This window comes from Thalassotalea litorea (assembly GCF_043642205.1).
In the GTDB taxonomy this organism is placed as follows: Bacteria; Pseudomonadota; Gammaproteobacteria; order Enterobacterales; family Alteromonadaceae; genus Thalassotalea_A; species Thalassotalea_A litorea.
Genome location: NZ_JBHZSG010000003.1, coordinates 30,469 through 57,224 on the forward strand (window position 1 = coordinate 30,469; position 26,756 = coordinate 57,224).

General features: G+C 45.3%; 22 protein-coding genes. 4 read left to right on the top strand and 18 right to left on the bottom strand.

All coding sequences use genetic code 11. The features are described 5' to 3' along the window. Window positions 1-45 precede the first annotated feature (45 nt). The gene (locus ACHUFQ_RS02205; RefSeq protein WP_394172581.1) at window positions 46-570 is read right to left on the bottom strand and encodes a flavodoxin family protein; all 525 of its coding nucleotides are present in this window, start codon (window positions 568-570) and stop codon (window positions 46-48) included. A 13-nt stretch (window positions 571-583) separates the two neighbouring features. Continuing rightward, window positions 584-1,000, bottom strand: coding sequence for a VOC family protein (locus ACHUFQ_RS02210; protein WP_394172583.1), 417 nt, complete (start codon window positions 998-1,000; stop codon window positions 584-586). Window positions 1,001-1,280: 280 nt separating this feature from the next. On the opposite strand from ACHUFQ_RS02210, the gene ACHUFQ_RS02215 reads away from it, so the two are divergent. Continuing rightward, complete coding sequence (locus ACHUFQ_RS02215) at window positions 1,281-2,078, top strand: hypothetical protein (RefSeq protein ID WP_394172584.1); 798 nt, start codon at window positions 1,281-1,283, stop codon at window positions 2,076-2,078. 100 nt (window positions 2,079-2,178) lie between these two features. Here the strand turns inward: ACHUFQ_RS02215 and guaA are convergent, their stop codons facing one another. Together guaA and guaB are read right to left on the bottom strand one after the other, a co-directional pair. After that, window positions 2,179-3,756 carry a glutamine-hydrolyzing GMP synthase gene (gene guaA / locus ACHUFQ_RS02220; protein WP_394172586.1) on the bottom strand — a complete coding sequence of 526 codons (1,578 nt, stop codon included), beginning with the start codon at window positions 3,754-3,756 and terminating at the stop codon, window positions 2,179-2,181. 105 nt (window positions 3,757-3,861) lie between these two features. Next, window positions 3,862-5,331, bottom strand: coding sequence for an IMP dehydrogenase (guaB, locus tag ACHUFQ_RS02225; RefSeq protein ID WP_394172587.1), 1,470 nt, complete (start codon window positions 5,329-5,331; stop codon window positions 3,862-3,864). Window positions 5,332-5,452: 121 nt separating this feature from the next. Between guaB and xseA the strand changes: the two genes are divergently transcribed. The 3 genes from xseA (at window position 5,453) to ACHUFQ_RS02240 (ending at window position 8,608) form a co-directional block, all read left to right on the top strand. Beyond that, complete coding sequence (gene xseA / locus ACHUFQ_RS02230) at window positions 5,453-6,796, top strand: exodeoxyribonuclease VII large subunit (RefSeq protein WP_394172588.1); 1,344 nt, start codon at window positions 5,453-5,455, stop codon at window positions 6,794-6,796. 99 nt (window positions 6,797-6,895) lie between these two features. Beyond that, on the top strand, window positions 6,896-7,939 hold the full coding sequence (locus ACHUFQ_RS02235) for a metallophosphoesterase (RefSeq protein WP_394172589.1): 1,044 nt from the start codon (window positions 6,896-6,898) through the stop codon (window positions 7,937-7,939). Between the two features lie 54 nt (window positions 7,940-7,993). After that, entirely contained in the window at window positions 7,994-8,608 is a 615-nt protein-coding gene (locus ACHUFQ_RS02240) for a hypothetical protein (protein ID WP_394172591.1), read from the top strand. A 149-nt stretch (window positions 8,609-8,757) separates the two neighbouring features. Here the strand turns inward: ACHUFQ_RS02240 and der are convergent, their stop codons facing one another. The 14 genes from der to ACHUFQ_RS02310 all read right to left on the bottom strand — a co-directional run bounded on the left by der (window position 8,758) and on the right by ACHUFQ_RS02310 (window position 26,729). Further along, the gene (gene der / locus ACHUFQ_RS02245) at window positions 8,758-10,233 is read right to left on the bottom strand and encodes a ribosome biogenesis GTPase Der (protein WP_394172822.1); all 1,476 of its coding nucleotides are present in this window, start codon (window positions 10,231-10,233) and stop codon (window positions 8,758-8,760) included. A 196-nt stretch (window positions 10,234-10,429) separates the two neighbouring features. Further along, entirely contained in the window at window positions 10,430-11,632 is a 1,203-nt protein-coding gene (bamB, locus tag ACHUFQ_RS02250) for an outer membrane protein assembly factor BamB (protein ID WP_394172593.1), read from the bottom strand. Window positions 11,633-11,646: 14 nt separating this feature from the next. Beyond that, complete coding sequence (locus ACHUFQ_RS02255; RefSeq protein WP_394172594.1) at window positions 11,647-12,285, bottom strand: YfgM family protein; 639 nt, start codon at window positions 12,283-12,285, stop codon at window positions 11,647-11,649. Between the two features lie 4 nt (window positions 12,286-12,289). Continuing rightward, entirely contained in the window at window positions 12,290-13,570 is a 1,281-nt protein-coding gene (gene hisS, locus ACHUFQ_RS02260) for a histidine--tRNA ligase (RefSeq protein WP_394172596.1), read from the bottom strand. Window positions 13,571-13,824: 254 nt separating this feature from the next. After that, the gene (ispG, locus tag ACHUFQ_RS02265; protein ID WP_394172598.1) at window positions 13,825-14,940 is read right to left on the bottom strand and encodes a flavodoxin-dependent (E)-4-hydroxy-3-methylbut-2-enyl-diphosphate synthase; all 1,116 of its coding nucleotides are present in this window, start codon (window positions 14,938-14,940) and stop codon (window positions 13,825-13,827) included. Between the two features lie 43 nt (window positions 14,941-14,983). Then, window positions 14,984-16,027, bottom strand: a complete 1,044-nt coding sequence (locus ACHUFQ_RS02270; protein WP_394172600.1) for a RodZ domain-containing protein — start codon at window positions 16,025-16,027, stop codon at window positions 14,984-14,986. A 19-nt stretch (window positions 16,028-16,046) separates the two neighbouring features. After that, window positions 16,047-17,474, bottom strand: coding sequence for a type IV pilus biogenesis/stability protein PilW (gene pilW, locus ACHUFQ_RS02275; protein WP_394172602.1), 1,428 nt, complete (start codon window positions 17,472-17,474; stop codon window positions 16,047-16,049). Between the two features lie 30 nt (window positions 17,475-17,504). Beyond that, window positions 17,505-18,656 (bottom strand): bifunctional tRNA (adenosine(37)-C2)-methyltransferase TrmG/ribosomal RNA large subunit methyltransferase RlmN, encoded by a 1,152-nt coding sequence (locus ACHUFQ_RS02280; protein ID WP_394172603.1) that lies wholly within the window; start codon window positions 18,654-18,656, stop codon window positions 17,505-17,507. 278 nt (window positions 18,657-18,934) lie between these two features. Further along, window positions 18,935-19,366, bottom strand: coding sequence for a nucleoside-diphosphate kinase (gene ndk / locus ACHUFQ_RS02285; RefSeq protein WP_136734437.1), 432 nt, complete (start codon window positions 19,364-19,366; stop codon window positions 18,935-18,937). 215 nt (window positions 19,367-19,581) lie between these two features. After that, the gene (locus ACHUFQ_RS02290) at window positions 19,582-20,826 is read right to left on the bottom strand and encodes an ammonium transporter (protein ID WP_394172605.1); all 1,245 of its coding nucleotides are present in this window, start codon (window positions 20,824-20,826) and stop codon (window positions 19,582-19,584) included. 13 nt (window positions 20,827-20,839) lie between these two features. Then, the gene (locus ACHUFQ_RS02295) at window positions 20,840-21,178 is read right to left on the bottom strand and encodes a P-II family nitrogen regulator (RefSeq protein WP_138318825.1); all 339 of its coding nucleotides are present in this window, start codon (window positions 21,176-21,178) and stop codon (window positions 20,840-20,842) included. A 359-nt stretch (window positions 21,179-21,537) separates the two neighbouring features. Next, a complete protein-coding gene (locus tag ACHUFQ_RS02300) occupies window positions 21,538-22,182 on the bottom strand; it encodes a lipase family alpha/beta hydrolase (protein ID WP_394172607.1) in 645 nt (214 codons plus the stop codon). Window positions 22,183-22,236: 54 nt separating this feature from the next. Next, window positions 22,237-25,380, bottom strand: coding sequence for an efflux RND transporter permease subunit (locus ACHUFQ_RS02305; protein ID WP_394172609.1), 3,144 nt, complete (start codon window positions 25,378-25,380; stop codon window positions 22,237-22,239). Beyond that, on the bottom strand, window positions 25,380-26,729 hold the full coding sequence (locus ACHUFQ_RS02310; RefSeq protein WP_394172611.1) for an efflux RND transporter periplasmic adaptor subunit: 1,350 nt from the start codon (window positions 26,727-26,729) through the stop codon (window positions 25,380-25,382). Before ACHUFQ_RS02310 ends, ACHUFQ_RS02305 begins: the two co-directional genes overlap by 1 nt. Between the last annotated feature and the right edge of the window lie 27 nt (window positions 26,730-26,756).

A 26,756-nucleotide genomic window follows, 5' to 3' on the forward strand; every position in this document is an offset into this window, starting at 1 on the left:
ACCCAACTGAGCTAAAGATGGCAAACCAATTAATGGTCGCTCAGGTTATCCCTGAGTGACCATTAAACCTTGACTGTAGCGTTTTATCTTAGCGTGACAGTTATCTAGCCCTAATTGCTCCTGAAACGGTACATATAACATGCCTTCATAGTTCATTTTCAAATATTGGAAGGTAAGCGAAAACGCTTCTTCGAAGCAGCTTTTTGGCTTCAAATCATAACCAGTTGCTAACAATGCAGCGTTTTTGCCTTTAAGGCGACGGCCCTTTTCTTTATGTTCATCCAATAAATCGGTAATCCGATCGAAAAACAATTTCAATTGCGCACTTGGTCCATACCAATACACAGGGGATGCAAAAATTATTCGCTGGTAATTTAGCAGTTCATCAATCAAGGCGATAAAATCATCATCCTGATTATGGTTCTCATAATTATAGGGACGAATTTCGAAGTCGTTAATATTGAGAATAGACGCACCGATTTCGGAGCTTACCTTATCTGCAAGAATCGCTGTGTTTCCCCTACTTCTGCTACTTGCCATAAGAATAATAGTATTGCAGTTTTCCATCATAACGTCCCCTCAATCAATAACGATTTCTTTGCGCTGGAATATCGCTAAGATATTCAACAAATTCCACTTCATAACCACTTGGGTCAATAAAATAGACATTTTTACGAAACGGATTGTCGGCGCCGGGTTTTGCGACCTCAAAGCCCGCATTGGCGAGACGACTGATTAGTGCGGATAAATTTACGGTAACAAAGGCAAAGTGGGCTAATCCGAGGCGATTGGATGTTAAATCTCGGTTATCGCCCTGACCATTATCATTAAAGGTTAAGTATTGATAATCATCGCCGAAATGAATCCAGTTTCTTGCAGTGCCATACCAGGTGTCATTATCACCACCTCGTACTGTCCAATTGGGGAAAGCAGCTTGATAGAAAGCTAATGTGGAAGGTAAATCTTTGACGACTAGGTTTATATGTTCGAGATGTAGCATGGCATGCTCCTTATGTTGTCATCCAATAGCTTTCTTTAACTTTGGACTTTTCTAATGGAATGACGCCATGCTAAAACCTCAACTAACGTTGAGGTAAAGCGTTGATTTCATTTTTCTAACCCATGAATTTTCCCATCCACGAACCATAGGCGGGTGGATTTCGCAATAAAGAAGCAAGTAACCAACTGAAAATTAGGCCTTTAATTTTTATGCGTGGTTTTGTATATTGTCGCAATGTTGTTGGCTTGGAAGAGCCAGTTGTTATTTATTAGGGATGATTATGAAGTATTTGAAGTTTCTCTTATTAGTACCTTTGCTAATGCTTACCACCGCTTGCCTCACGACGTCTACACCTGAGGTTTCCATGGGGCAAACCCGGTTTCAAAATCCAGAGGTCAATTCTAAGCCTTTCAATGTAAAAGTGAATATCAGTACTGCCTCGAGAAGTGTGGTGGTGCTGTCAGATCTACAATCTGATTTACTGTCGCGCCGCGAACAGGCTGATAATGATGATTGCCCCTCATGCTACGAACCAACTGCTGTTACTAATGAAAATAATGTAGAAGGTGATTTACGTATTGAAGGTTCAGTGAGTGCAGGCAAAGGTTTTGAGGTCACAGTAAGTGGCGTAGACAGTAACAAAGTATCTCTCAAGTATCAGTTTTATGGTGCCCACGAAGATCAATCGGACACAGGCAATATATCGCAAGCTATCGCTATCGGCTATGAATCTTTTGAAGATTCAAATTCACACATCACTTGGAAAACCGAAACCAAAACCTATGATATTGCCTATATCATCGGGAAGCGCTTATCAAAACAAACCATTGCCTACGGAGGGCCTTTCCTACAGATAGCCGATGCACAGGGTGATGGACACTTAAATTATCGAATTCAACCTGATTACCTTTTCAGTTACGGTGTCGATGGTCACATGCTGGGGGCAAATCTGGCGATCGAGCAACGATTCAATTATGGCTTTGGTTGGGGTATAGAAGGAATCATCACAAAATCTATATGGGGCAACGATGAACATATTGGCGGAGGGCTACATTTAAGGTTTGGATACCAGTTTTAACTGGTGAAGACGACTTCTCAACTAACCATTTACTTTTCCTCTGTATCTTATCAAAAAAGGCCCGCATATCGCGGGCCTTTTCAGTTCAAGCGGATCAATATTATTCCCACTCAATCGTCGCAGGTGGTTTACCTGAAATATCATAAACAACGCGAGAAATACCGTCGATTTCATTAATAATACGATTGGATACCAACCCTAAGAAATCATAAGGCAAATGTGCCCAATGTGCGGTCATAAAGTCGATGGTTTCTACCGCTCGCAAGGAAACAACCCAGTCGTATTTACGGCCATCGCCCATAACGCCTACGGAGCGTACTGGTAAGAATACCGTAAATGCCTGGCTGACTTTGTGGTACAAATCCGCCTTGTGCAATTCTTCAATAAAAATCGCATCGGCACGTCGCAGTAAGTCACAATATTCTTTTTTCACTTCACCGAGAACCCGAACGCCTAAGCCTGGTCCTGGGAATGGATGACGATAAAGCATGTCATACGGTAGGCCTAATTCCAGACCAATTTTACGAACTTCATCTTTGAACAGTTCGCGTAATGGCTCAACTAAACCTAGCTCCATATCTTCCGGTAATCCACCAACGTTGTGGTGGGATTTAATCACATGGGCTTTACCGGTTTTCGATGCGGCAGATTCGATAACATCCGGATAAATTGTTCCTTGTGCCAACCATTTCGCATTTGCCAGTTTGCCTGCTTCTTCATCAAAAACGTCAACAAACACATTACCAATAATTTTTCGTTTCGCTTCGGGCTCATCAACACCAGCAAGGCGATCCAGGAAACGATCTTCAGCTTGCACATGGACAATATTCAGACCGAAATGATCGCCAAACATTTCCATAACCTGCTGGCCTTCGTTTAAGCGCAGTAAGCCGTTATCAACAAACACACAAGTCAGCTTATCGCCAATAGCACGGTGCAATAACATGGCAACAACCGATGAATCAACACCACCGGATAAACCAAGCACAACCTCATCGTCACCAACCTGTTGCTTCATTTTTTCGATCGCATCTTCAATGATCGAGCTCGGCGTCCATAACTTTTCACATTGACAGATATCAACAACGAAATGCTCAAGAATACGCATCCCTTGTTTGGTGTGGGTTACTTCCGGATGGAACTGAACCCCATAAAATTGCTTATCTTCATTGGCCATCGCTGCGTATTTACAGCTCGGCGTTTGCGCAATCGTGGTAAAGCCTGCAGGGATTTGTGAAACCTTATCACCATGACTCATCCATACATCTAATAACGCATTACCATTGGCGCCAATACTATCTTCGATGTGCTTAAACAGCGCAGATTGCTGGATAATTTCTACAGACGCATAACCAAACTCTTTATGCTCGGAGCTTTGTACACCACCGCCAAGCTGTTCGGCCATGGTTTGCATGCCATAGCAAATACCGAATACCGGTACATTGGCATTAAACACATACTCGGGTGCTCGTGGCGAATTCGCTTCAGTGACAGATTCCGGGCCACCTGCCAGGATGATACCTGAAGGGTTAAACTCGCGGATCTGTTGTTCCGTGACATCCCAGGCCCATAACTCACAATAGACGCCAATTTCACGTACACGGCGGGCGATTAACTGGGTGTACTGGGAACCAAAATCCAATATTAATATTCGATGATCATGAATATCTTGACTCATTCGTCTCTTCTCTTAGTAAGTAATAAGCTAGCTGTCGAAACAGCAAAAAAATTAACAGGTACCTAACCAAATATATGGTCAACAGGCCCTTGCGGGCCCATTTATTTAACCCAAGCGGTAATTAGGAGCTTCTTTGGTGATGGTAACGTCATGGACGTGGGATTCTCCCATCCCCGCCGCGGTAATTTTCACGAATTGTGGTTTGGTGCGCATTTCTTCAATGGTCGCACACCCGGTTAACCCCATAGCAGAGCGGATGCCACCAATTTGCTGGTGAATAATTGCCGCCATAGGTCCTTTATACGCAACCCGACCTTCGATACCTTCTGGCACAAGTTTGTCGGCTTCATCGGCTTTTTGGAAATAACGGTCACTAGACCCTTCTTTTTGGTTCATGGCGCCCAACGACCCCATACCGCGATAGGATTTATAATAACGCCCCTGATACAACTCAACATCCCCTGGCGCTTCTTCTGTACCGGCAAGCATGCTGCCGACCATGACACAATGAGCCCCCGCCACTAACGCTTTGGCAATATCACCAGAAAAACGAATGCCGCCATCCGCAATGATTGGCACATTCATGCCGGAAACACCTTTTACCGCTTCCGAAATCGCGGTAATTTGCGGCACACCACAGCCAGTAACAATACGGGTGGTACAAATAGACCCAGGGCCAATACCCACTTTCACCGCATTGGCACCGGCTTGTGCTAGTGCTTTTGCACCTTCGGCGGTGGCAACATTGCCAGCAACGATTTGTAAGTCAGGGTACTGTTCACGGGTATTTTTAACTCGTTCGATAACCCCTTGTGAGTGACCATGTGAGGTATCGATCAAAAGGATGTCTACACCAGCTTCAACCAGCGCCGCAATGCGCTCGTCGGTACCTGCACCAACGCCAACCGCGGCACCAACACGTAAACGCCCAAATTCATCTTTACAGGCGTTTGGCTTGCTTTCCGCTTTTTGGTAATCCTTAACGGTGATCATGCCGACCAATTCAAAATCATCATTAATCATAAGGATTTTTTCGATGCGATTGGTATGCATTAAACCTAAGATCTCTTCGCGAGTAGCATCAGGCTTAACCGTAATCAAGCGCTCTTTGCTGGTCATTAGTTCAGAAACCGGCTTATCAAAGTTAGTTTCGAAACGCATATCACGGCCGGTAATAATACCTACCAGATTATTGTCGCTGTCGACCACCGGGAAACCAGAAAATTTAAGTTCATCGGCAAGCTTGCTCACTTCACCAATGGACATATTCGGTCCGACAGTAACAGGGTCAGATACAATACCACTTTCGTATTTTTTTACCTGGCGAACATTGGCAGCCTGCTCTTGCGCAGTCATATTTTTGTGAATAAAACCTAAACCACCTTCCTGAGCCAGGGCAATAGCCAAACGTGCATCAGTGACCGTATCCATAGAGGCGGACAAAATAGGCACATTAAGTTCTATCTTTTCGGTTAATTTGGTTTTAAGATTTGCGGTGTGGGGTAAGACAGACGAATGGGCAGGTACTAGTAGTACATCATCGAATGTCAGGGCTTCTTGAGCGATTCTTAGCATGGCAACATCTCACCTAAAGGTATTAAATATTGCGGACGGATTTTAACGGTTTACACCCGCCCAGTAAACTTAAATTTGCAATTAACGGCATAAATTAACCAAAACTATACAAAAAATTATCATGACCCCGAATAATCACGAAAAACGCCATATTCTCCAGGTAAGCGAATTAACAAAAAAGGTTCGCTTTCTGCTGGAAAGTGAGATGCAGACCTTATGGCTTTGTGGCGAAATCTCCAATTTTATGGCGGCTGGTTCCGGTCACTGGTATCTGTCATTAAAAGACAGTAAAGCTCAGGTTCGCTGTGCCATGTTTCGCGGCAATAACCGCTTAGTCAGAATCAAGCCCGGAAATGGTCAGCAAGTATTGGTTAAAGCCCGAGTCTCTTTATATGAACCTCGGGGTGACTTTCAGTTAATCATAGAACAAATGGAAGACGCCGGAGAGGGTTTATTGCGTCAAAAGTTTGAGCAATTAAAAGCGCAATTGTTGCACGAAGGGTTGTTTGATCAACGATATAAGCAAGCCATTCCTCAAAATATCCAGACTGTAGGTATCGTCACATCCGCAACCGGTGCCGCGGTACACGATATTCTGACCGTTATGAAACGCCGTAATCCCGGCGTACACGTCATTTTGTATCCTACGTTAGTGCAAGGCGAAAGCGCCGCGGCGCAAATTGCCCAAACCATCGAGGTCGCCGATATTCGCGATGAATGTGACGTTCTTATTGTTGGTCGGGGCGGTGGCTCATTAGAAGATTTATGGGCGTTTAATGAAGAGGACGTAGTGCGGGCAATCTTTGCCTGTGAAATTCCGGTGATCAGTGCTGTCGGCCATGAAGTGGATATTAGTCTAAGCGATTATGCCGCCGATTTGCGAGCAGCAACGCCGTCAGCTGCGGCAGAACTGGTCACTCAAGATAACAAAGCGTTACTTGATAAAGTGCACCAATACCGACAGCGTCTCGCGCATATTGTCGCCGTTAAGTTTCATGGTCTGCATCGACAACAGGACAAACTACAGCATCGTTTGGCGATGACGCATCCAAAACAACAACTGCAAAAACAACAGCAATTAGCGGATGAATTGCAACAGCGACTTAACTTTGGATTGCTCAATCAAATACAACAAAAGCAATTACGCTTTGAGCGCTTTAAAAATCAATTGCAGACTTTAAGTCCTGAAAAAGCTCTCCCGGTACAAGCGATACGATTGCAAGACCTATCGGCTCGCTTAAACCATGCGGTGTTAACCCATCAGGATAAACAACAGCAAAAACTGGCCAGCCTGGCGCACAACCTTAATATCGTAAGTCCATTGGCAACAATTGCCCGCGGCTATACAATTACCCGGGATGCGACAGGGAACATTATTCGCTCTGTCAGCAATGTTGAATGTGGGGATGAGATCAGTGTGCAATTGGCCGATGGTCAATTGCAGGCGCAAGTAGTAAAAACCTAAAAACACAGGCTGCCAATATCGACACTCCCTCTTAGTCTACACTTACAGCTTAATACTGTCGTCTAAACTCGGTCCTGGTTTTAAGTGTTCTGGTGTGCAATGCGAAAATGGCTCCGTTTTATTGTTTTGTTGCTGGCGATTTCATCCTGTAATAGTGATGATGATAGCTCCGGTATTAGTACAGGTATTAATTCCGACAAAGGTACGGATAAAGGTTCCAAACCCGATCCTGTTTCGGTCACGCCACAGACCACGCAATCGCCATTAGTTTGTGCAAATCGACTCGACACCTTCAACTCGGCAATATTTAACGCACCCGGTTGGCACTTATTTGTTCTCGGCGATACCGGAAAAGCGAATGACGGCCAGCTGATCGCCGCGCAAATCATGGAGTCGTATCACACCCAATATCCATTGGATGCGATTATCCATACCGGCGACGTGTTTTATGACAATGGCATTGCAAGTGCCGATGATATTCTGACGCAAACTGCATTTTCAGATATCTACGTACCTTTAGGGTTGACCGACATACGTTGGTTTTTTTCCGCAGGCAATCACGATTACAACGGTAATATTCACGCGTTGCTCGACTGGGGTCAGGCGCAACCTTTTATCCATTTTCCTGAGCTTTATTATAAAACCCAGATAAATCGCAACCTACTGTCGTTTGCTAATACCACAAACCAATCGCAAGGCCCCAGCGTTAACCTGATCGCAATTGACACCACGCCGTTTACCACCGGTATTGGCCAAGCGGAGCAGCTCGCCTGGCTGCAACAACAACTGGCCGTTGATAACGCACAATACACCATAGTGTTTGGTCACCACCCTATTGTTTCCTATGGTGAAGATGGTAATGAAGCGGGCTTGCAAGGGAATGTTCGGGCCCTGCTCAAACAATATTCAGTGGATTTTTATTTAGCCGGTCACGAGCATAGCCTGCAGGTGATTGATGTTCCCGAAGAGCCGGTTAATATTGTCAGCGGTGCCGGTGGCGCAGAAATTACGCCATTAACCTGTAACAAGAAACACCTGTTCGGGATCAGTCAGTTCGGTGGCATCGCGCTCTATGTGACCCACAATCACGTATTTATCATTCCGGTTTCCGAGCGCGGCATTGAAGGTATCATTAAAATTTAAGCTCCTAAAACCCGGTTCTTGCTGTCCTCAACTTTCCTGTCTAAGCTTTGCCTTATGAAACGCGTATTACTCTGTTTGTTATTATTAACATTGATGGTTTCCTTCTCCGTTGCCGCGATGGAATCACAACTGAATCATCGTGACATCGAATTATTCAGCGGTTATGAACGCCAACATCCGCTTTCTCAGGATATTGATTATGACGGGCCAGTCATCGGCGTATTCATTCCGCTTGGTAAACGCTGGTTTATCAATGCTAAAGCCAGTTTCCAGTCAGAATCTCTGCGACAAAATAACTTTGATTTGAATCGTCAGCAAGTGACATTGGGTTATACATTTTTGCAAGCAACCAACACTTTCTGGCAGGTAGAATTAGGAGGCATCCGGGAACAATTCGAACAACAAATAGAAGATTTTTCTGCTGAGGATAGCGATAGCGGTTATCTGGGAAAATTGGGTTGGAACGTTAACGTCAATGGCAAACATCAATTTGCCATTATCGCCCAGGGTCATCTGTTATACGAGACCAACAGGTACCTGCTCCACAATCAATATCGTTATCTGTTAGGTCAGGATTGGTCAGTCGGCGCAAGATTCAGTCTTGGCTATGACGAAACCTTTAAGCACGACGTAAACGAATATCGATTGCATATTGCTTATCACTTCTGACAAACACTTGCTAACAAGGCAACGCATAAACAGTGAGCACATGCTTACATCTAGGATTCATTAATATAGATGGACTATATCAATGAATCCTAGATTACAAATAAACCTTTGCCCTAACGTTGCATACAAACACTGAAATGGCGTTGGTATTACTCTTTTGTTTTATAACCTTGTGTAGCCCGTGCTTTTTTCTTTTGCTCGGTGTAGGTGAGCTTACGCTTATGGGAAAATGGATTAGCGGTGCCTCGAAACTCTACTTTTATCGGCGTACCCATAATCTTCAGGGCTTTGCGGAAGTAATTCATTAAATAACGCTTGTAAGACTGTGGCAGCGAGTTTACCTGATTACCATGGATAACAATAATCGGTGGATTATAACCACCTGCATGGGCGTATTTAAGCTTAATACGACGACCATTAACCATCGGCGGTTGATGGTCAAATACTGCCATATCCATGATCTTGGTTAACATTGCGGTAGACGTCCGTCTTGTCGCTGAATCGAACGCTTCTTCGACCGACTCAAACAAGTGACCAACGCCCGTGCCATGTAATGCAGAGATAAAATGCAAACGAGCGAAATCGATAAACCCTAAACGGCGATCAAGCTCCGATTTAACCCGATCTTTTACTTCCGTATCAAGACCGTCCCACTTATTAACCACTAAAACCAGTGAGCGACCAGATTCAAGAACGTAACCAAGCAAGGATAAATCCTGATCCGTAATCCCATCGCGGGCGTCAATGATTAGCAAAACCACATTGGCATCTTCGATGGCTTGTAAGGTCTTTATTACCGAAAACTTTTCGACCGCATCGGTTACATTTTTTCGACGACGGATACCGGCGGTGTCAATCAAGGTATATTCCCTATCACCACGCTCCATAGGAATATATACACTGTCACGAGTCGTACCTGGCATGTCATAAACCACAACACGCTCTTCACCTAGAATACGGTTGGTAAGCGTAGACTTACCGACATTGGGTTTGCCGATAATCGCGAGTTTAATTTTATCATCCTGGGCGGTTTCTTCGCTATCATCAAACTCTTCGCCTTCCTGAAGGTGGACAACAGAGTCAAAGTCATCGTCTTGCTCATCATTATCATCATCACTTAGCACCATGCCATCGATATGAGGTGCTAGCGCCAGGTTGAGCAACTGCGTTACCCCACGGTTATGAGCAGCCGCTATTTGATGAACCGTATCGCCAAGCCCGAGATGATAAAATTCCGCCACCGCAGAATCTGCGTCTATGCCATCAATTTTATTGGCAACCAGAAACACTTTTTTACTCTGCTTACGAAGATAGTCCGCAATGGACTCGTCTGCGGAGGTTAACCCGGCTCGGGCATCGACAAGAAACAAGACCGCATCGGCCTCATCAATCGCCATTAATGACTGCTCTGCCATCAACGCATCGATGCCTTCTTCATTGCCGACAATACCGCCTGTATCAATTACGATAAATGCTTGCCCTTCAACTTCCGCCTGACCGTACTGACGATCACGGGTAAGTCCCGGATAATCGGCAACCAGCGCATCACGGGTTCGCGTAAGACGATTGAATAAAGTTGATTTACCTACGTTAGGACGCCCAACCAGAGCAACAACAGGAAGCATGGCTACCTCAATAAATAATGGAATACCAAGGTTTAACGCAAAACCTCGCATTAAAACATCTTGGTATTATTAAAATAATAGCGGCCCCGTAAATATTACGGAGCCGCTGATAACTTTAGCAAACTTTGACCTGTATTGCGTAGGTTCAAAACTTGCCACTGCTCTGAATTATCAGAGCAAACAATATGTTAGTGGATTATTCAGGGGTCTTAATGACCTGTAGTTCACCATCTCTTGACTGAGCATATATCAGCCCATCGCTGACAACCGGGGTGACATAAATCGCACTATTGTCAACACGATAACGCGCCACTATGCTGCCATCGGACTTTTTCAACCAGTGTAGGTAACCCTCTAAGTCGCCAACGACCACGTAGTCACCAACACTAACCGCGCCAGTGGTATCACGGTTTGTCAGAGCCAACTGGCTCCACATTTCAGTGCCATCGTTGCGATTCAAAGCGTAAACATGGCCCTTTTCATCTGTTGCAAAAATTAGGTTACCATCAACGGTTAACTGACGATAAGACGAATATTTTCGCTTCCAGATTTCTCGTCCTGAACGCATATCGAGTGCAGCAAGGTTACCGTTAGAAGAGATACCATAAATTTTATCACCGAAAATCACTGGCGTAACATCAACATCGACAATTCGCTGTAATTCCGTTGCTCCGGATGGTTCGCCAATTTCCGTAGCCCAGCCTTGTTGACCACTATCAACGATATACACGGCCAGTTCACCTTTCGCACTGCCAATAAAGGCACCGCCAGAGCTACTGACTACACCACTTGCACCGCGCAAGGTTAATGGTGGGACACTCTGATCGGCTTTCCACTTCTGCTCACCCGTCTCGGCATCTAGTGCGACCAACGCACCAGAAACCGTGTTAACCAACACCATGTTTGATTCCAGTGCCGGATTAGAGATCACTTCACCAGGGACTTTGGTTTGCCAGATTAACTCGCCGGTTTCCTGATTCAACGCATAAACAATGCCATTTTCGCTACCCCAAATGACCATGTTGTAACCGGCAACGCCGCCACCAGAAATTCGAGCGGTCGTGCGATCATCGAAGAAACCACGAGTTCCCTCAATATCGCTGAGATCGACTTCCCAGATTTTCTTTCCGGTTGCTTGATCAAAAGCGTAGGCTTCACCTAAACGCTCAGCCGTAAACACTTTTTCGTAGGCAACGACTGGATTTAACCTGGAAAAATAATGCTGCACGCCTTTGTTGGTGGACTGCTCCCACAACACTTCAGGCTCAAACTCTGCATTTATTTCGGTCAGTTCAGCGACAAGCGTACTGGTATCTTCTTCTTCATCATCGCTGGCACAACCAAACAACATCGCAGATGCTAACAGGGTGCTGAGTAATTTCTTATTTAAGTTTTTCACACCGGATCCTCGGTTTAACCAGCCAGGTTAACAGCAACAGCCAAATCATCTAGCTTCATTTGTAATTGCGGACTGGATTCCAGACCTCCGGCATCTGCGGCAGCCTGATACGCACTGCGTGCCTGCTCTTTGTCACCCTTAAGCAGGTAAGCATCGCCTTTCGTTTCTGCTACGCTCGCCTGATATTTTTCAGGGAAGGTCTTACCTAGCGTTGCTAAAGCATCATCAAGGTTTTCCTGCTGAATTTGCACGCGGGCCAGACGCAATTGCGCAATCGCTTTCACTTCAACGCTCGGTGCCAGTTCAATGGCCATGGTCAATTGTTTTTCAGCTTCTTGCCAGTCACTGTGTGAAGCCGCATCTTTTGCCAGGGCTAGTGCGGTAAAGGCAGCGTAGCTTGAATCTTTGTTTTCGTTGATGAAGCTTTGACTGTTAGTGCGGAACGTTTCACCGTCGTTTGTCATGGCTTCTATATTTTGCTGATACTGGCTTGATGCTGACTCAATCGCTGCCTGCTTGCTGTCTTGATAATAGTTATAACCAAAAAAGCCACCTAAACCGATAACCAGACCTGCACCAAGAGAATAACCGTTCTCTTTAAAAAACTTTTTAATAGCTTCTACTTGCTGTTCTTCAGATTGATAAATTTCCACAACGTTACCCTTCTAATAATTTTGTTAGTAGCTCTGCGACTTGTTCAAAAGGCAGGCTCATTTGTTCTTTTTTCTGCCGTAAGTATTTTACGGTCACGTTTTTTTGTTCGACTTCTGAGTCGCCAAGAATGATGGCGATCTCTGCACCAGATTTATCCGCGCGCTTTAACTGTTTTTGAAACTTACCACCACCACAATGGGTTTGAATGCGAATACCTGGTACCGCATCACGCCATTGTTCGGATAGCGCAAGTGCAGCCATTTCCGCGGCTTCGCCCATACTTACAACATAGACATCGGTCGGCGCACGTAGGTCATGAAATTTGTCCAGTTCCGACAATAGCAGTACCAGACGTTCAATGCCCAACGCAAAACCGACCGCAGGGGTTGCCTTACCACCTAATTGCTCTACCAGACCATCGTAGCGCCCACCGGCACATACCGTACCTTGTGCACCTAATGAGTCTGTTACCCATTCAAATACAGTACGGTTATAGTAATCCAGGCCTCGAACGAGCTTTTCGTTAAGACGATAAGAGATACCTGCGGCGTCCAGTCGTTTGCAAACCTGCTCAAAATGTTCGCTTGATTCAACATCAAGATATTCTGACAACTTAGGTGCTGATACCAACAACGCCTGCACGTCTGGGTTCTTGCTATCCAATACCCGCAACGGATTTGAATGCATGCGACGACGCGAATCCTCATCCAGTTGTGCCTCATGCTCGGTTAAAAATGCGACCAGAGCCTGACGGTAATCGGCGCGCGCTTCATTTGAGCCTAGAGAATTCAACTCTAGTGTGACAAATTCTTCGATACCAAGTTCCCGCCAAAGGCGAGCACTTAAGATAATCACTTCGGCGTCGATATCTGCACTGGCAATGCCAAAACTTTCCAGACCGAATTGATGAAACTGCCGATAACGACCTTTTTGCGGCCGTTCATGGCGAAACATAGGCCCCATATACCAGAGACGTTGCTCCTGATTATAAAGCAGACCATGTTGATTACCCGCTCGTACGCAACTGGCGGTACCTTCAGGACGCAGAGTCAGCGAGTCGCCATTGCGATCCTCGAAGGTGTACATTTCTTTTTCAACAATATCTGTGACTTCGCCAATACCGCGCTTAAATAGCGCAGTAGATTCAACCACGGGCATGCGGATTTCCGAGTAACCATAATTGCTGGCGACCTGACGCAATACCTGTTCAACCCGTTGCCACTTTTCGGTTTCGCCGGGCAGACAATCGTTCATACCACGAATGGCTTGAATAGCTTTACTCACTAGAATGTTCTCTTAAATCTATGGTGATTCTGGATTAGCTTTGTGTCGGTAAAATCGCCACAAGAGCGGCATTATAGGCAAATCGACAGCAAACGTAAAACCTTATTGGCTAATCATAATATTGATCGTTCGTTATCGGCTTTCATCTAACGGCAAGCGTTGTTGTACCGGACACCATTGTTAAGCAATATTGCAATCCTCGTTTTGCCAACGTTGTCGAATCGGCTACGATTCAGGGCTCGCCTATCAATACCCTACACTTCCTTTATCTTGATTTTTCGCTCAGTGGACAATAAATCCGCTTTGGCACGTATTTTCTTTTCTAACTGGTCAACAATATCTGAATTATCGATGCGTTCTTTTTGACGCACACCATCGAGATAAAACCCACTCTTACGATTTGAACCGGTTAAGCCTAAATCAGAAACCGTTGCTTCACCAGGACCGTTGACCACACAGCCGATAATAGAAACATCCATCGGTGTGAGAATATCTTCAAGGCGTTCTTCTAGCGCATTAACCGTAGAAATAACGTCAAACTCCTGACGCGAACAACTGGGACAGGCGATAAAATTTATCCCGCGAGAGCGCAAACGCAATGATTTGAGGATATCAAATCCAACTTTGATTTCTTCCACCGGGTTCGCCGCAAGGGAAACTCTTAATGTATCGCCGATACCTTCAGCCAGCAGCATCCCCATTCCAACGGCGGATTTCACTGCCCCGGCACGAAAGCCCCCGGCTTCGGTGATGCCCAGATGTAAAGGGTTATTGATTTGCTTAGCGAGTAATCGGTAGGCGCCAACCGCCAGAAATACATCCGATGCTTTAACGCTGACTTTAAATTGATCAAAGTTCAGACGATCGAGAATATCGACGTGTCGAAGCGCAGACTCTAACAAGGCTTCTGCCGTTGGCTCGCGATATTTTTCCTGTAAGTCTTTTTCCAAAGACCCACCATTAACACCAATGCGAATCGGAATGTTTTTATCCCGGGCAGCATCAACGACTGCTCTAATGCGATCTTCCCGACCAATATTTCCTGGATTGATCCGTAAACAATCAACACCGTATTCGGCAACTTTCAAAGCGATCCGATAATCAAAATGAATATCCGCAATCAAAGGAACACGCACCTGTTGCTTGATTTGTTTAAATGCTTCAGCTGCATCCATGGTCGGTACGGATACACGGACTAAATCTGCACCAACATTTTCTAAGTCACGAATTTGTCGTACCGTAGCATCGACATCGGTGGTTAGGGTGTTAGTCATGGATTGAACCGAGATAGGCGCATCACCACCTACTGGTACATTACCCACCATAATTTGCGTGGATTTTCGACGTTTTATCGGATTTTCAGTAAACATGGGAGTCTATTAATTTAACGTGATAATTGCAGGCCGCCGGAATTTACTCCGCAGCCTCTTCATCTATTGGCTCAGGAACGGTTAGTTTAGCAATTTGACCGACTTTATATTGCGCCAGAGAAATTTCCTCGCCCTGATAGGTCATTTGCACCAGTTCCGGTTTACCCAAGGTAACACTAAATGGCGGCTTGCCAGTCAGTGTCATAACATAATCATTTTTCTTGATACCCCAGGCCAAGCGGTTACCGTCGGCATCAAAAATATTTACCCAGCAATCGCCGGTAAAGACAAATTTTAACTCAGCCTTGGTTAACGCCAGTGGTTCCGAGCCTTGCTCTACACCTGGTACCTGTGCCGTCACCTCTGTTGATTGATCAGTTTCTGCAACACGAGCAACCGCGGCAAGATTAATTGGAGATATCGCCGTCTCTGGGGCGCTAAGTTCTGATTCTGCAACAGAATTAGGATCAACCGGTTCATTTTCATGTTCCGTTGGTGTGGTTGATACTGTGTCTGTTTGTTCGACAACCTCAGCTTCTTGCGGCACTGATTGTATCGAATCGGCATCGGAGACGAGCTCCATTGATTCTAAACCGTCAGTCGCGGCATCTGATGATGCTTGCTGAATTTCAGCTGTCGGGGCCGACACGGTGGCAACAGGGTCGCTAGTATCTTCGAGAATAAAATGATACGCAGAAAAGCCAAGCATCACAGTCGCCAGCACGGAACTTGTCACCATCAGCAGTTTGTTTTCTGCTTTTTTCGCAGTGCTTTGGGAAAAGCTTTTCATCTCATCACGCTGTTGACGAGCGACGCCCAGAGTTTCATAACTGGCAAGAATGTCCTTCTCGTCAATACCAAGAAACTTTGCATAATTGCGAAGGTAGCCACGAATAAACGTGCCCGGCGTACTCGCGTCAAAGGCTTCGGTCTCAAGTTCATTAACCAGGGCCAATCGAAAATTCAAATGGGTCGCCACGTCTTGCTGACTCAGACCTTTGGCTTCCCGGGCCTCCCGGAGCATTTGTCCCGGCCCTACTACTTCGATATCTTCGGTGATATCAATAGGTTGGTTTTGTTCGCTCATAATATGTTATTAACTCTGATTATTTTTTAGGTCGGCTCAAGTGCAATACCTGACCGACTTCTATATTTTCATCAACTAAATCATTCCAACGACGCAAGGTACTAATGGTGATGTTGTATTTCAGGGAGATCCGGTACAAGTTATCACCTTTAACCACCACATGCACGGGACCAGCGCTACTATTCGTCGCTGCGACCTTAGTTTGCTGTGCAGCAGACTTGGGTGGTTGCACCACTGAAGGTACAGTCACTGGTGGCTTAGCCGGCGTTTTATTGGTATTTGGGTCAACCACAGTCACCGATGCAACGCTCGGTGTTTGAGTCTTGGGCTGACTCGTTTGTGTGTTACTCGCCTGGCTATTGTTTGCCAGAGTATTAGTCACCTGCGTGTTAGTCGCATGTGCCGGTTTTGTTTGTGGCACTGGCAAAGGCCTCGACGTTGGTAATGTTGAAGGTTTCGATGCCGGTGTTATAACGGCGGCAACTACGTCTGGGGCTTGCTCAACATTTAGCTTTTTATCGTCAGCCTGCTTACGAGTCGGTTTATTCGCAGAGCTAGGTTTAGTTTTAGCCGTGGTTATCGTTGTCGTGACTGGCTTTGATTTTGCCAAAATATACTGATGATAGCGTTCTGCCAAGGCATCTTCATCGATTACAGACAGGCCGTTATCCAGATATTTCACCGCTTCTGCCGAATCCGGAAACATGTTGATTAACATATTTGCGTAGTTCTTAGCAATTTCGGTGTTACCCATATTCTCTTGGATCTTAAATGCTAATGCCATGGCTTGTGGGGTAAAACGGCGGGTCGCCAATTCAAAACGACTCATATACATGGCCGCCTGATCATAGTCCCCTTTCGCATAATTGAACTGGGCCAGTTGCAACAACCCTGAAGCACGATTTGGGTTGTGCGCTAAACTGCGTTCCAGAGCGTGCTCGGCCTTGGCAAAGTTATTAATTTTTAAGTGGCACAGGGCAATATTTTCGTAAGTCTGAGCGACTCTTAAATAGCTAGGTACGCGAATCGCGGCCTTAAAGTATTGCTCGGCTTCATTAACCCGTTGTTGACGACACAGAAATACACCAAAGTTATTTAATGTATCCGCATCGTTGTCTTCAATATCCAAAGCTTTACGGTAGGCATCTTCGGCTTGTTCGTTTTCCCCAACCACTTCGAAATAGTGGGCAAACGCGGTATAAACCTCTACAGATTTAGGCGCAAAGTCTCTTGCTCGCTCCAGATTAAATTTGGCCTGAGCCATATTGCCCATATTCAAATAACTCAAAGCCAGGGAGATTCGCGTTTTTGCTTTTTGTTCGTCATTCACGGCGCGATCAACGACGGGCTTTTCTTCTGCATAGTTTTGCGTAACGCAACCGCTCGTTGCAATTGCCGTCATAAAGCCCAACGTAATTGCGGAAAATATCTTCACTGATTTTTGCATCTTCCTGCCCTTGTAGGGTTATTGTTTTAATTACACCATTTTTACCGAAATCGCATCGCCTTGCATCTGTTTTTTTCCGGTACGCTTGGTTCGGTCCAATACGTCACCAGCAAGTTGACCACAGGCGGCATCGATGTCATCACCTCGGGTGCGTCGAGTAATGACAGTAAGCCCATAAGATTGCAACACTTTATCGAAACGATCGATACGAGAATTACTGGATCGTTTATACGGTGATCCCGGATATGGATTGAATGGAATAAGATTTACCTTACTCGGTGTACCTTCCAATACTTTCGCCAACTCATGGGCTTGATCGGTTGAATCATTAACGTGATCTATCATCACATATTCAACGGTAACCTGCTTGTTGGCTTTAGAACCTTCAATATAGCGGCGACTGGCCTCAAGAAAATCTTTCAATGGATACTTCTTGTTAATCGGTACAAGAACATCGCGCAATTCATCATTCGGCGCATGCACCGAGATGGCTAATGCACAGTCAATTTTTTCTTTTAGCATATCCAGAGCGGGAACCACACCTGATGTACTCACAGTCACCCGACGTTTAGACAGTCCATAAGCCAAATCATTGAGCATATTATCTAATGCTGGGATCAGATTTTTCATATTCAGCAGAGGTTCACCCATTCCCATCATCACGATATTGGTAATCGGTCGGGTACCGGCGATACGAGTCGCGCCAATATCATTGGCAACACGCCAGACCTGGCCAATAATCTCCGACACCGACAGGTTGCGGTTAAAACCTTGTTGTGCAGTTGAGCAGAAAGAACATTCCAATGCGCAACCCACCTGAGACGATACGCACAATGTTGCCCGACCATTTTCAGGGATCCACACCGTTTCCACTTCCTGACCACCTTCAAGCTTCAATGCGTACTTAATTGTACCGTCATTGGAAACTTGTTTTTGTGAGATTTCCGGTGCCTTGATTTCTGTCAAACGCTGCAGTTTTTGACGTAACACTTTATTGAGGTTCGTCATCTTTTCAAAGTCATCGTAACCAAAGTGATAAATCCACTTCATCACCTGATCGGCACGAAACGGTTTTTCACCGATGCTGGCAAAGTACTCACGCATCATCTGGTGATCAAAATTCAATAAATTGACTTTGGACTGGTTTGCAGATTCCTGGATTTCTACTGGATTGGCGGACATTAAAATCTCGAACTCTCTGGTGGTAAAACGGGGTTTATTGTACACATTTTAAGCGTACCAAACAATTTTCAAGTGTTAGTAAACTGTAATGCTAGGTTATTATCTTGGTTATAAATTCATCAACATGTTGTTGCGAGTTTTTAACCATTTTTTTATAGACGTAGAAACGACAAAAGGATTTTACCATTAACCTGGTAAAATCCTTTCTTAACCGCTAGAAGACATCCCTCTGGTATTCAACAATATGTGAATCTGGGAGCGACTTCTAGTGACTCAAATTAACGAGTACGTGGGCAGATTTCGTCGTCGCTGAAGAAGTAAGCAATTTCACGAGCTGCTGATTCAAGAGCGTCTGAACCGTGAACCGCATTCTCGTCGATAGACTCTGCGTAGTCGTGGCGTAAAGTACCCGCTAGCGCTTCCGCTGGATTCGTAGCACCCATGATTTCACGATTTTTAAGAACGGCGTTTTCACCTTCTAAAACCTGAACCATTACCGGACCAGAGGTCATGAAATCCACTAATGCACCAAAGAAAGGACGCTCTTTGTGCTCAGCGTAGAAACCTTCCGCTTTTTCACGGCTCAAGTGAACCATTTTTGAAGCAATGATTTTAAGACCCGCAGACTCAAAACGGTTGTAGATAGCGCCAATTGCATTTTTCGCAACAGCATCTGGTTTAACGATAGAAAAAGTACGTTCGATAGCCATGATAAGCCCTCAATAACTAGATATTAAAAATTGGCGCGAATTATAGACGAAAGGCAATGGAATTACATTAACTTTTTACCTTTGCCATTCTCCACCCTGTTAGCATCTCATCGTTAGCAAACAGCGTAGTTGAGTTTGGCCTTAAGTGGATTGCACAGACAAAAAAAGGAGCCCGAAGGCTCCTTATACGTTAACTAACTAAGTGTTTCTTTACATTAGTTTTTAAGAGATACAAACTCTGGATACGCTTCAACACCACAGTCAGACTTATCAACACCGTTATATTCTTGTTCATCACTAACACGGATACCAACGGTTTTCTTAAGAAGCATCCATACCACGAAGCTGGCCGCGAATACCCAAGCGAAGATTACTGCTGCACCGTATAGTTGCGCACCGAAGGTTGCGTCGCCATTGCTAAATGGTACGGCCATCAAACCGAACAAACCAACAACACCGTGAACAGAGATAGCGCCTACTGGATCATCAATCTTCAATTTGTCGAAGGTTACGATAGAGAAGACAACTAACACACCACCTAAAGCACCAACCAAAGAAGCAAATAGTGGTGATGGAGATAATGGATCAGCGGTGATAGCAACTAGACCAGCTAATGCACCATTAAGAATCATAGTAAGGTCAGCTTTGCCCCAAATCGCTTTGTTAAGCAACAAGGCTGCAACCGCACCAGCAGCAGCAGCTGCGTTGGTGTTTAAGAAGATTTGACCAACAGCCGTCGCGTTTTCAGCGTCAGACACCATTAGCTGAGAACCACCGTTAAAACCGAACCAACCCATCCATAGGATGAAGGTACCTAAGGTTGCTAGTGGCATGTTAGAACCAGGAATTGGGAAAATCTCACCGTTTTTGCCGTACTTACCTTTACGAGCGCCAAGTAATAGTACACCAGCTAACGCTGCGGCAGCACCTGCCATGTGAACGATACCAGAACCGGCAAAGTCAGAGAAACCTGCTTCAGAAAGGAAACCGCCACCCCAAGTCCAGTAGCCTTCAACTGGATAGATAACACCGGTTAAAACAACGGTAAAAATAAGGAAAGACCATAGTTTCATACGCTCAGCAACCGCACCAGATACGATGGACATTGCTGTTGCTACGAAAACTACCTGGAAGAAGAAGTCCGACTCAAGAGAGTGATCAGCATCACCCGCCTGGGTACCAATCAAGCTTCCAAATGATGGTAAAATTCCGCCTTCAGGGTTATCAACATACATAATGTTGTAACCAATCAACAGGAACATTACACAGGCAATTGAATAAAGACAGATATTCTTAGTCAGAATTTCCGTGGTGTTTTTAGAACGTACCAGACCAGCTTCCAGCATGGCAAAACCTGCCGCCATCCACATGACTAGTGCGCCTGAAATTAAAAAGTAAAATGTATCTAGTGCAAATCTCAATTCGGAGACTGTTGTTGATACTGATGCTAACTCTTCCATTATTATCTCCTACTTATAGTGCAGCTACATCGAGTTCACCGGTACGAATACGTACCGCTTTATCCAGGTCATAAACGAAAATCTTACCGTCACCAATTTTGCCAGTGTGGGCAGATTTGGTGATCGCTTCGATGATGCGATCGGCATCTTCCGCTTTAACCGCGATTTCAAGTTTTACTTTCGGTAAGAAGTCAACCTGGTACTCAGCACCGCGGTATAACTCGGTGTGACCTTTTTGACGACCAAAGCCACGAACTTCACTTACAGTCAAACCTTCGATACCTACTTCGGAAATTGCTTCACGAACATCATCGAGTTTGAATGGTTTTATTATTGCGTTGATTAATTTCATTTCGCCCCCTATTAAAAGTTAGTGCTACTGTTACAAGTGCCGTGCCAACTTTTAATTTCCCAGTAATTATGGGGAGTAGCGAGATATTGGGATTTGCCCGATTTATTGCGCACCATAATCGTGCAATAAAAGTGCAATCGATGTGCAACACTCTGGTGCAAGAGCCCAACGGGCGAGCTGGCAGGTTTCAGGCTTCAGAAAAACCCACAGCATCTTTTGCTATGACACCTTGACACCTTTAGTCACCTTTGAACGTCGAGACTAAGCCTCAGATCTCAGCAAACGCGTTTCTATAGATTGCTATCGAGAACATATCCAGGAATGGAATGCATTCTCGATGGCATGCTTTAACGAGTTGATTAACGGCGCAATAATTGAGTGATTTTACTGTCATTTGGTTTATAAGGTGCGACGCCAAGTGCTGAGCGTCCCAATTTATCCACCAGTTTGATAACGTCTTTGGAATACACCATGGAGGTATGGGTTTGTTGCACCAAAATATGCTCGGACATGCCTTCGATACGGGTTTCTTCAACACTCACCGTACCATCAGAGTCTTCTACGCCATCACGCCAAACTCGGTCTAACAATGGCCGAGCACCGATTTTCAAGTTACCCGCGATGGAAATCAGTTTATTGGGCAGATCCCATTCAGGTTCATAATGACTCGGTAATAAACCAAATTGTGGCGAAGACCCAAGCATGCCTTGAATATTCAGCTTTGCCAAATCCTCAGCAATTGTTGCCCCTTGATGCGGTGTCCCTAAGGTAATAACCAAAGGGACTGTATCCGGTGCGATTTTACGGTGCTTGAGAAAATCCCGGATCACCAGACCACCAAGCGAGTGCCCGACCATAATCACCGGCCCCTGCCCTACCGATTCTTGCAACGCATCAAATAATACTTCCTTATCGGAACTGGTGCTCGGGTAAGATAAATTATCGACATCCCAGCCAAACTTTTCTAATCGTAGCGCCATAGGCGCCATGATCAATCGGTTCATAAACAATCCGTGTAATAATACTATTTTCATCTCAATTAAACCGTCCAACCAAAATTATTGACGTTGCAATTCGTCACCACGTGGTGCGCGTTTGAACCATCGTATGTTGGTAATATCTTCCTTAATTAAATACAAAGCAGGAATTAAGAATAGTGTAATAACCGTCGCAAACAAGATACCAAAGCCTAACGATATGGCCATTGGAATAATAAACTGCGCCTGCAGACTGGTTTCCATATAAATCGGCAACACTCCAAAGAAAGTCGTTAATGAAGTTAGCAAGATCGCCCGAAAACGCTGCATACCGGCACTGACCACCACATCAAATAACCGAATTCCCTGATCTTTGGCTTTATTAATAAAGTCTACCAGTATCAAACTGTCATTAACCACAACACCGGAGAGGGCGATAAAACCAAACATCGACATCATGTTTATGGTTTTACCCAAAATCATATGACCGATAATGGCACCAATAATGCCAAAGGGGATCACCGACATGATGATTAACGGTTGTGCATAGGATTTAGTTGGAATGGCGATCAACCCGTAAATCAGAAACAGGGAAATGGCCGTGGCCATGAACAATTGCCCAATCAGTTCCTGTTGCTCTTTGCCCGCGCCTTCCATTCCATATTTCACGCTTGGGTATTTTGCCAATATCTCGGGGATGATTTGATCGTTTACATCGGCGATGATCTTACGTGATTCTACTTTTGCAGCATCAATTTCTGCGGCAATGGTAATTGAGCGTTTTTGATTGATTCGGGTGATCCTTGAAAAACCCTGACCAAGCTCGATATCGGCAACCTGATAAAACGGCACTTCATCGCCAATAGGTGTGCGAACCCACATATTTTCCAGATCCGCCAACGAACGACGCTCATCTTCCGGATAACGGACCATGACTTTTAACTCATCGCGGCCGCGTTGAATACGCTGAGCTTCCTCACCATAAAACGCCTGACGCGTCTGGCGAGCAAGATCGGTCAAGGTTAAACCTAATACCTCAGCCGCAGGTTTAATTCTTAATTTAATTTCTTCCTGACCACGACTAAATGAGTTACGAATATCATAAACGCCATCATATTCGGACAATTTGGCTTGCAGTAACAACCCCGCCAGTTCCAGCTCATCATCGTTTTTACCGGTTAACTGGAACTCTAACGCTGAGCCGCCGCCGGCATTGGTGCCAGCAAATAGGCGCAGTTCTCGCACTCCTGGTATTAAGCCAACTTCTTCACGCCACAACTTTTCAATTTCAAAAGATGTGAGGTCACGAAACTCCGGCTTATTCAATTCCAATAACATTCCGCCACCGAGATCGCCCTGGGTCCACACCATACTGTGGGCGATAAACGTACCGCCTTCTGCGCTATGCTTTTTCGAGGTTCGATAGGCGGCATCAATGATTTCATCAATTGCCCGATTACGTTGCTCCGGCGGCGTACCGTCAACCATGGTTATCTGGCCTTGAATAAAATCGCTCGGAACATTCGGAAATACTTCGACTTTCACCAACGACCCCGCAACCAGGCCAATAGAAACACACAATATCGCAATAAAACAGGCCAACGTGTTATAACGATTTTTAAGCGCCAACTCGAGGGTATTCTTGTAGCTGTTTTTTATAAACGCGTCTAACCAGTTTTTAAACCAAAGCTGCACGCGATGCACGATGTGGGCATTTTGCGGGTCAATTTCCTTGTATTTGATATGGGCCAGATGCGCCGGCAAAATCCATTTTGATTCAATAATCGAAAATACCAGGCACAGAGCAACCACGACAGCGATAGCCCGGAAAAAGGTTGCGGCATTGGCATCGATAAATATCATCGGCAAAAAGGCCGCTATGGTGGTCAATACCCCGAATGTTGCCGGCATTGCAACTTTATGAGCTCCCCGAATCACGCTATTTTGGGAATGACCACTGGTTTGGATTTCAGAGTACACACTCTCGCCAATTACAATGGCGTCATCGACAACAATACCCAGTACCATAATAAAGGCGAACAAGCTGAGCAGATTGACGGTTACCGAATACTCCCCCAACAGCGGCATAAACATAAACGCTCCGAGGAAACAGATTGGAATACCGACCATAACCCAAAAGGCAACACGAATACGCAAAAACAGGGTCAGGACAATAAAGACTAAAAACGCCCCCAGTAACAAATTGCTAAACATCATATTCAGACGTTCAGACAGATAAAACGAACTATCGCCATATACGTCCAAAGACACGCCAGCCGGCAAGACTTCGCGCTTTTGTTCGACGTATTTTTTCACCGCTTCGGCAATCGCCAGATCGTTTTGATCGGCTGTGGATTTAATGCGGATATTTGATGCCTCTTTGCCGTCAAAGCGAGCAAAGCCCTCACCTTCGACAAATTCATCCCTAATCGTGGCAACGTCTTTTAAAAGTAAACGGGTGCCGTCTGGATCAGTGCGCAACACCAAATTGGCATATTCATCACCAGTATAGGCCTGTCCGTCGGTGCGCAGCTGAATATAGCCACCACTGGATTTAATCGTGCCGCCGGGTAAATCCAATGACGCACTGCGGATCGCCTGACTGATCTGGTCAAAGGTCAATCCATATTCAATCAGCGTCAATTCTGACACTTCAATACTGATTTCGTAATCGCGGTTGCCTACCACAGATGCAATATTCACCTCCGGTAGCAACATAATTTCATCGCGAATATTTTGCGCCAACTCCTGGCGGGTACGTCGCTCCATGTCCCCATAAACCGACACCCACAACACATCCGCTTCAAACTCCTGCTTGAAAACTAGCGGCCGTTCAATTTGATCCGGAAACGTCTGAATGGTATTGATTTGCATCTGGATTTCGTCGAGTTTTTCCGACAACGGGAAGCCATTTTTAATTTCAATGGTCACCGTACCATTACCTTCCCGGGATTGAGAGGTGATGCGTTTAATGCCTTTGATATTTTCCAGAACATCCTCAATCTTAATTACCACAGATTGTTCAACATCTTCTGGCGCCGCACCCGGGTGAACCACACTTACCTGGATAGAGTTTGAGGAAAATTCCGGAAACATTTTTTTGGTGATAGTGAGATAGGAATAAATCCCCATCACCAGAATAAATACCATCAGCAGGTTGGCAGCGACACTGTTACGGGTAAACCAGGCAATAATGCCTGTTAATTTTTCATCGACTGGTTGCATTATTGTTCCACCCGAGCACTAGTTTGTTCCGTGGTCTGTGTTGCAGATTTGGACTCGTCAGGTTGCTCCGTCTCACTTGGCTCACCGTCGGATGATTCAGACTCTTTTGATTGGTTTTGCTCGGTCTGTTCACCGCTTACCTGCAATTGCATGCCTTGCACTGGAGTTTCTAGTCGCGTCGTCACCACTCGACTGCCGCCAGCAATATCCCCCTGAATATAGGCATAATCTTTATCGGAACGTAATACATCGACGGTAATAATATTGAGTTTATTATTTTCATCAATCAAATACAGTTGCCCTGCTCCGCGAATCGCACCACGCGGTATGGCGGTAATATTCGGATAAGTTTTCCCTTCAATTTCGGCCTTCACAAACATCCCCATCCGCAATTCAACATCCCGTTCTTCGGTGAGCAGATTGTACGGATCGTCTATGTGAGCAACCAGATAATGCACCCGAGACCGGTCATTGACAACGCCTTCATAGCGAGAGATATAAGAATCCCAGGTTAATGTACGCAGGCCCTGCTGCGTCGATACCACCACAGTGTTTGAAGCATCACCCTGTTGATTGACTTTTGGCAACTTAATAAAGCCTATATCTTGTTGTTTGACCGGTAACCGAACTTCAGCGTAGTCAACCGCGAAGGTATCCACCAACTGAGTTCCGGTGCCAACGTACTGCCCGATATCAACATATTTGACTTTTATCAACGCATCATAAGGGGCGATGATTTTCGTGCGTTTAAGTTTGAGTTGCGCGCCTTGCATATCGGCAGTGGCTGCTTCCACATCCGCCATCGCTCGTTGCAGTTGCGGTAAGCGCAACGCTAATACCGGAGCCTCAGATAATGGTTTTCCGGTAAGTTGCCATTCGTCTTCGGCTTGATCAGCTCGGGCTTTTTCTTCCACCAAAGAGGCCTTTGCCGCATCCAAGCGAGATTGAGCTTCCAATACTCCCACCTGGTAGGTTATCGGGTCGATTTCCATCAACACCTCACCCTTCTTAAAGAAACCACCCACTTTCATTTTATCGGCTACATAGGTGATTTGTCCTGAAACTTCGGAAATCAGTGCGGTTTCCGTGCGCGGCATGACCGTACCCTGACTGTGTACCGTAAAGGTAACGTCTTGCTTGTTGATCTCTGCCACGTCGACTACCGGGAACTGTGCCAGACTGGTTTTTTTCTCAGGTTTTTTTGCTAACGTTGTTAAGCCAACACAACCAACGAAGCCGAATACGACAATAATCACCGGCGCTAGATAGAGCATCAGGGAGCGCTTGGGGTTAGAGGGGGAATTAGCATTGGAATTTTGTTGTTGGAAGTCGTTACTAAAACTACTCATAAAGTTCTCTATTATTTAGTTTTTAAC

Excerpts from the sequence above, each read along its gene's own strand:
- ACHUFQ_RS02280 (WP_394172603.1), bottom strand. The coding sequence starts at position 18,656 with ATGTCCGCCAATCCAGTAGAAATCCAGGAATCTGCAAACCAGTCCAAA.
- ACHUFQ_RS02205 (WP_394172581.1), bottom strand. The coding sequence starts at position 570 with ATGATGGAAAACTGCAATACTATTATTCTTATGGCAAGTAGCAGAAGT.
- ACHUFQ_RS02235 (WP_394172589.1), top strand. The coding sequence starts at position 6,896 with ATGCGAAAATGGCTCCGTTTTATTGTTTTGTTGCTGGCGATTTCATCC.
- ACHUFQ_RS02270 (WP_394172600.1), bottom strand. The coding sequence starts at position 16,027 with ATGAGCGAACAAAACCAACCTATTGATATCACCGAAGATATCGAAGTA.
- guaA (WP_394172586.1), bottom strand. The coding sequence starts at position 3,756 with ATGAGTCAAGATATTCATGATCATCGAATATTAATATTGGATTTTGGT.
- ACHUFQ_RS02300 (WP_394172607.1), bottom strand. The coding sequence starts at position 22,182 with ATGAACCGATTGATCATGGCGCCTATGGCGCTACGATTAGAAAAGTTT.
- pilW (WP_394172602.1), bottom strand. The coding sequence starts at position 17,474 with ATGCAAAAATCAGTGAAGATATTTTCCGCAATTACGTTGGGCTTTATG.
- ACHUFQ_RS02295 (WP_138318825.1), bottom strand. The coding sequence starts at position 21,178 with ATGAAATTAATCAACGCAATAATAAAACCATTCAAACTCGATGATGTT.
- ispG (WP_394172598.1), bottom strand. The coding sequence starts at position 14,940 with ATGTTTACTGAAAATCCGATAAAACGTCGAAAATCCACGCAAATTATG.
- xseA (WP_394172588.1), top strand. The coding sequence starts at position 5,453 with ATGACCCCGAATAATCACGAAAAACGCCATATTCTCCAGGTAAGCGAA.
- ACHUFQ_RS02215 (WP_394172584.1), top strand. The coding sequence starts at position 1,281 with ATGAAGTATTTGAAGTTTCTCTTATTAGTACCTTTGCTAATGCTTACC.
- guaB (WP_394172587.1), bottom strand. The coding sequence starts at position 5,331 with ATGCTAAGAATCGCTCAAGAAGCCCTGACATTCGATGATGTACTACTA.
- ACHUFQ_RS02290 (WP_394172605.1), bottom strand. The coding sequence starts at position 20,826 with ATGGAAGAGTTAGCATCAGTATCAACAACAGTCTCCGAATTGAGATTT.
- ACHUFQ_RS02240 (WP_394172591.1), top strand. The coding sequence starts at position 7,994 with ATGAAACGCGTATTACTCTGTTTGTTATTATTAACATTGATGGTTTCC.
- ACHUFQ_RS02210 (WP_394172583.1), bottom strand. The coding sequence starts at position 1,000 with ATGCTACATCTCGAACATATAAACCTAGTCGTCAAAGATTTACCTTCC.
- der (WP_394172822.1), bottom strand. The coding sequence starts at position 10,233 with ATGCTTCCTGTTGTTGCTCTGGTTGGGCGTCCTAACGTAGGTAAATCA.
- ACHUFQ_RS02310 (WP_394172611.1), bottom strand. The coding sequence starts at position 26,729 with ATGAGTAGTTTTAGTAACGACTTCCAACAACAAAATTCCAATGCTAAT.
- ACHUFQ_RS02305 (WP_394172609.1), bottom strand. The coding sequence starts at position 25,380 with ATGCAACCAGTCGATGAAAAATTAACAGGCATTATTGCCTGGTTTACC.
- ndk (WP_136734437.1), bottom strand. The coding sequence starts at position 19,366 with ATGGCTATCGAACGTACTTTTTCTATCGTTAAACCAGATGCTGTTGCG.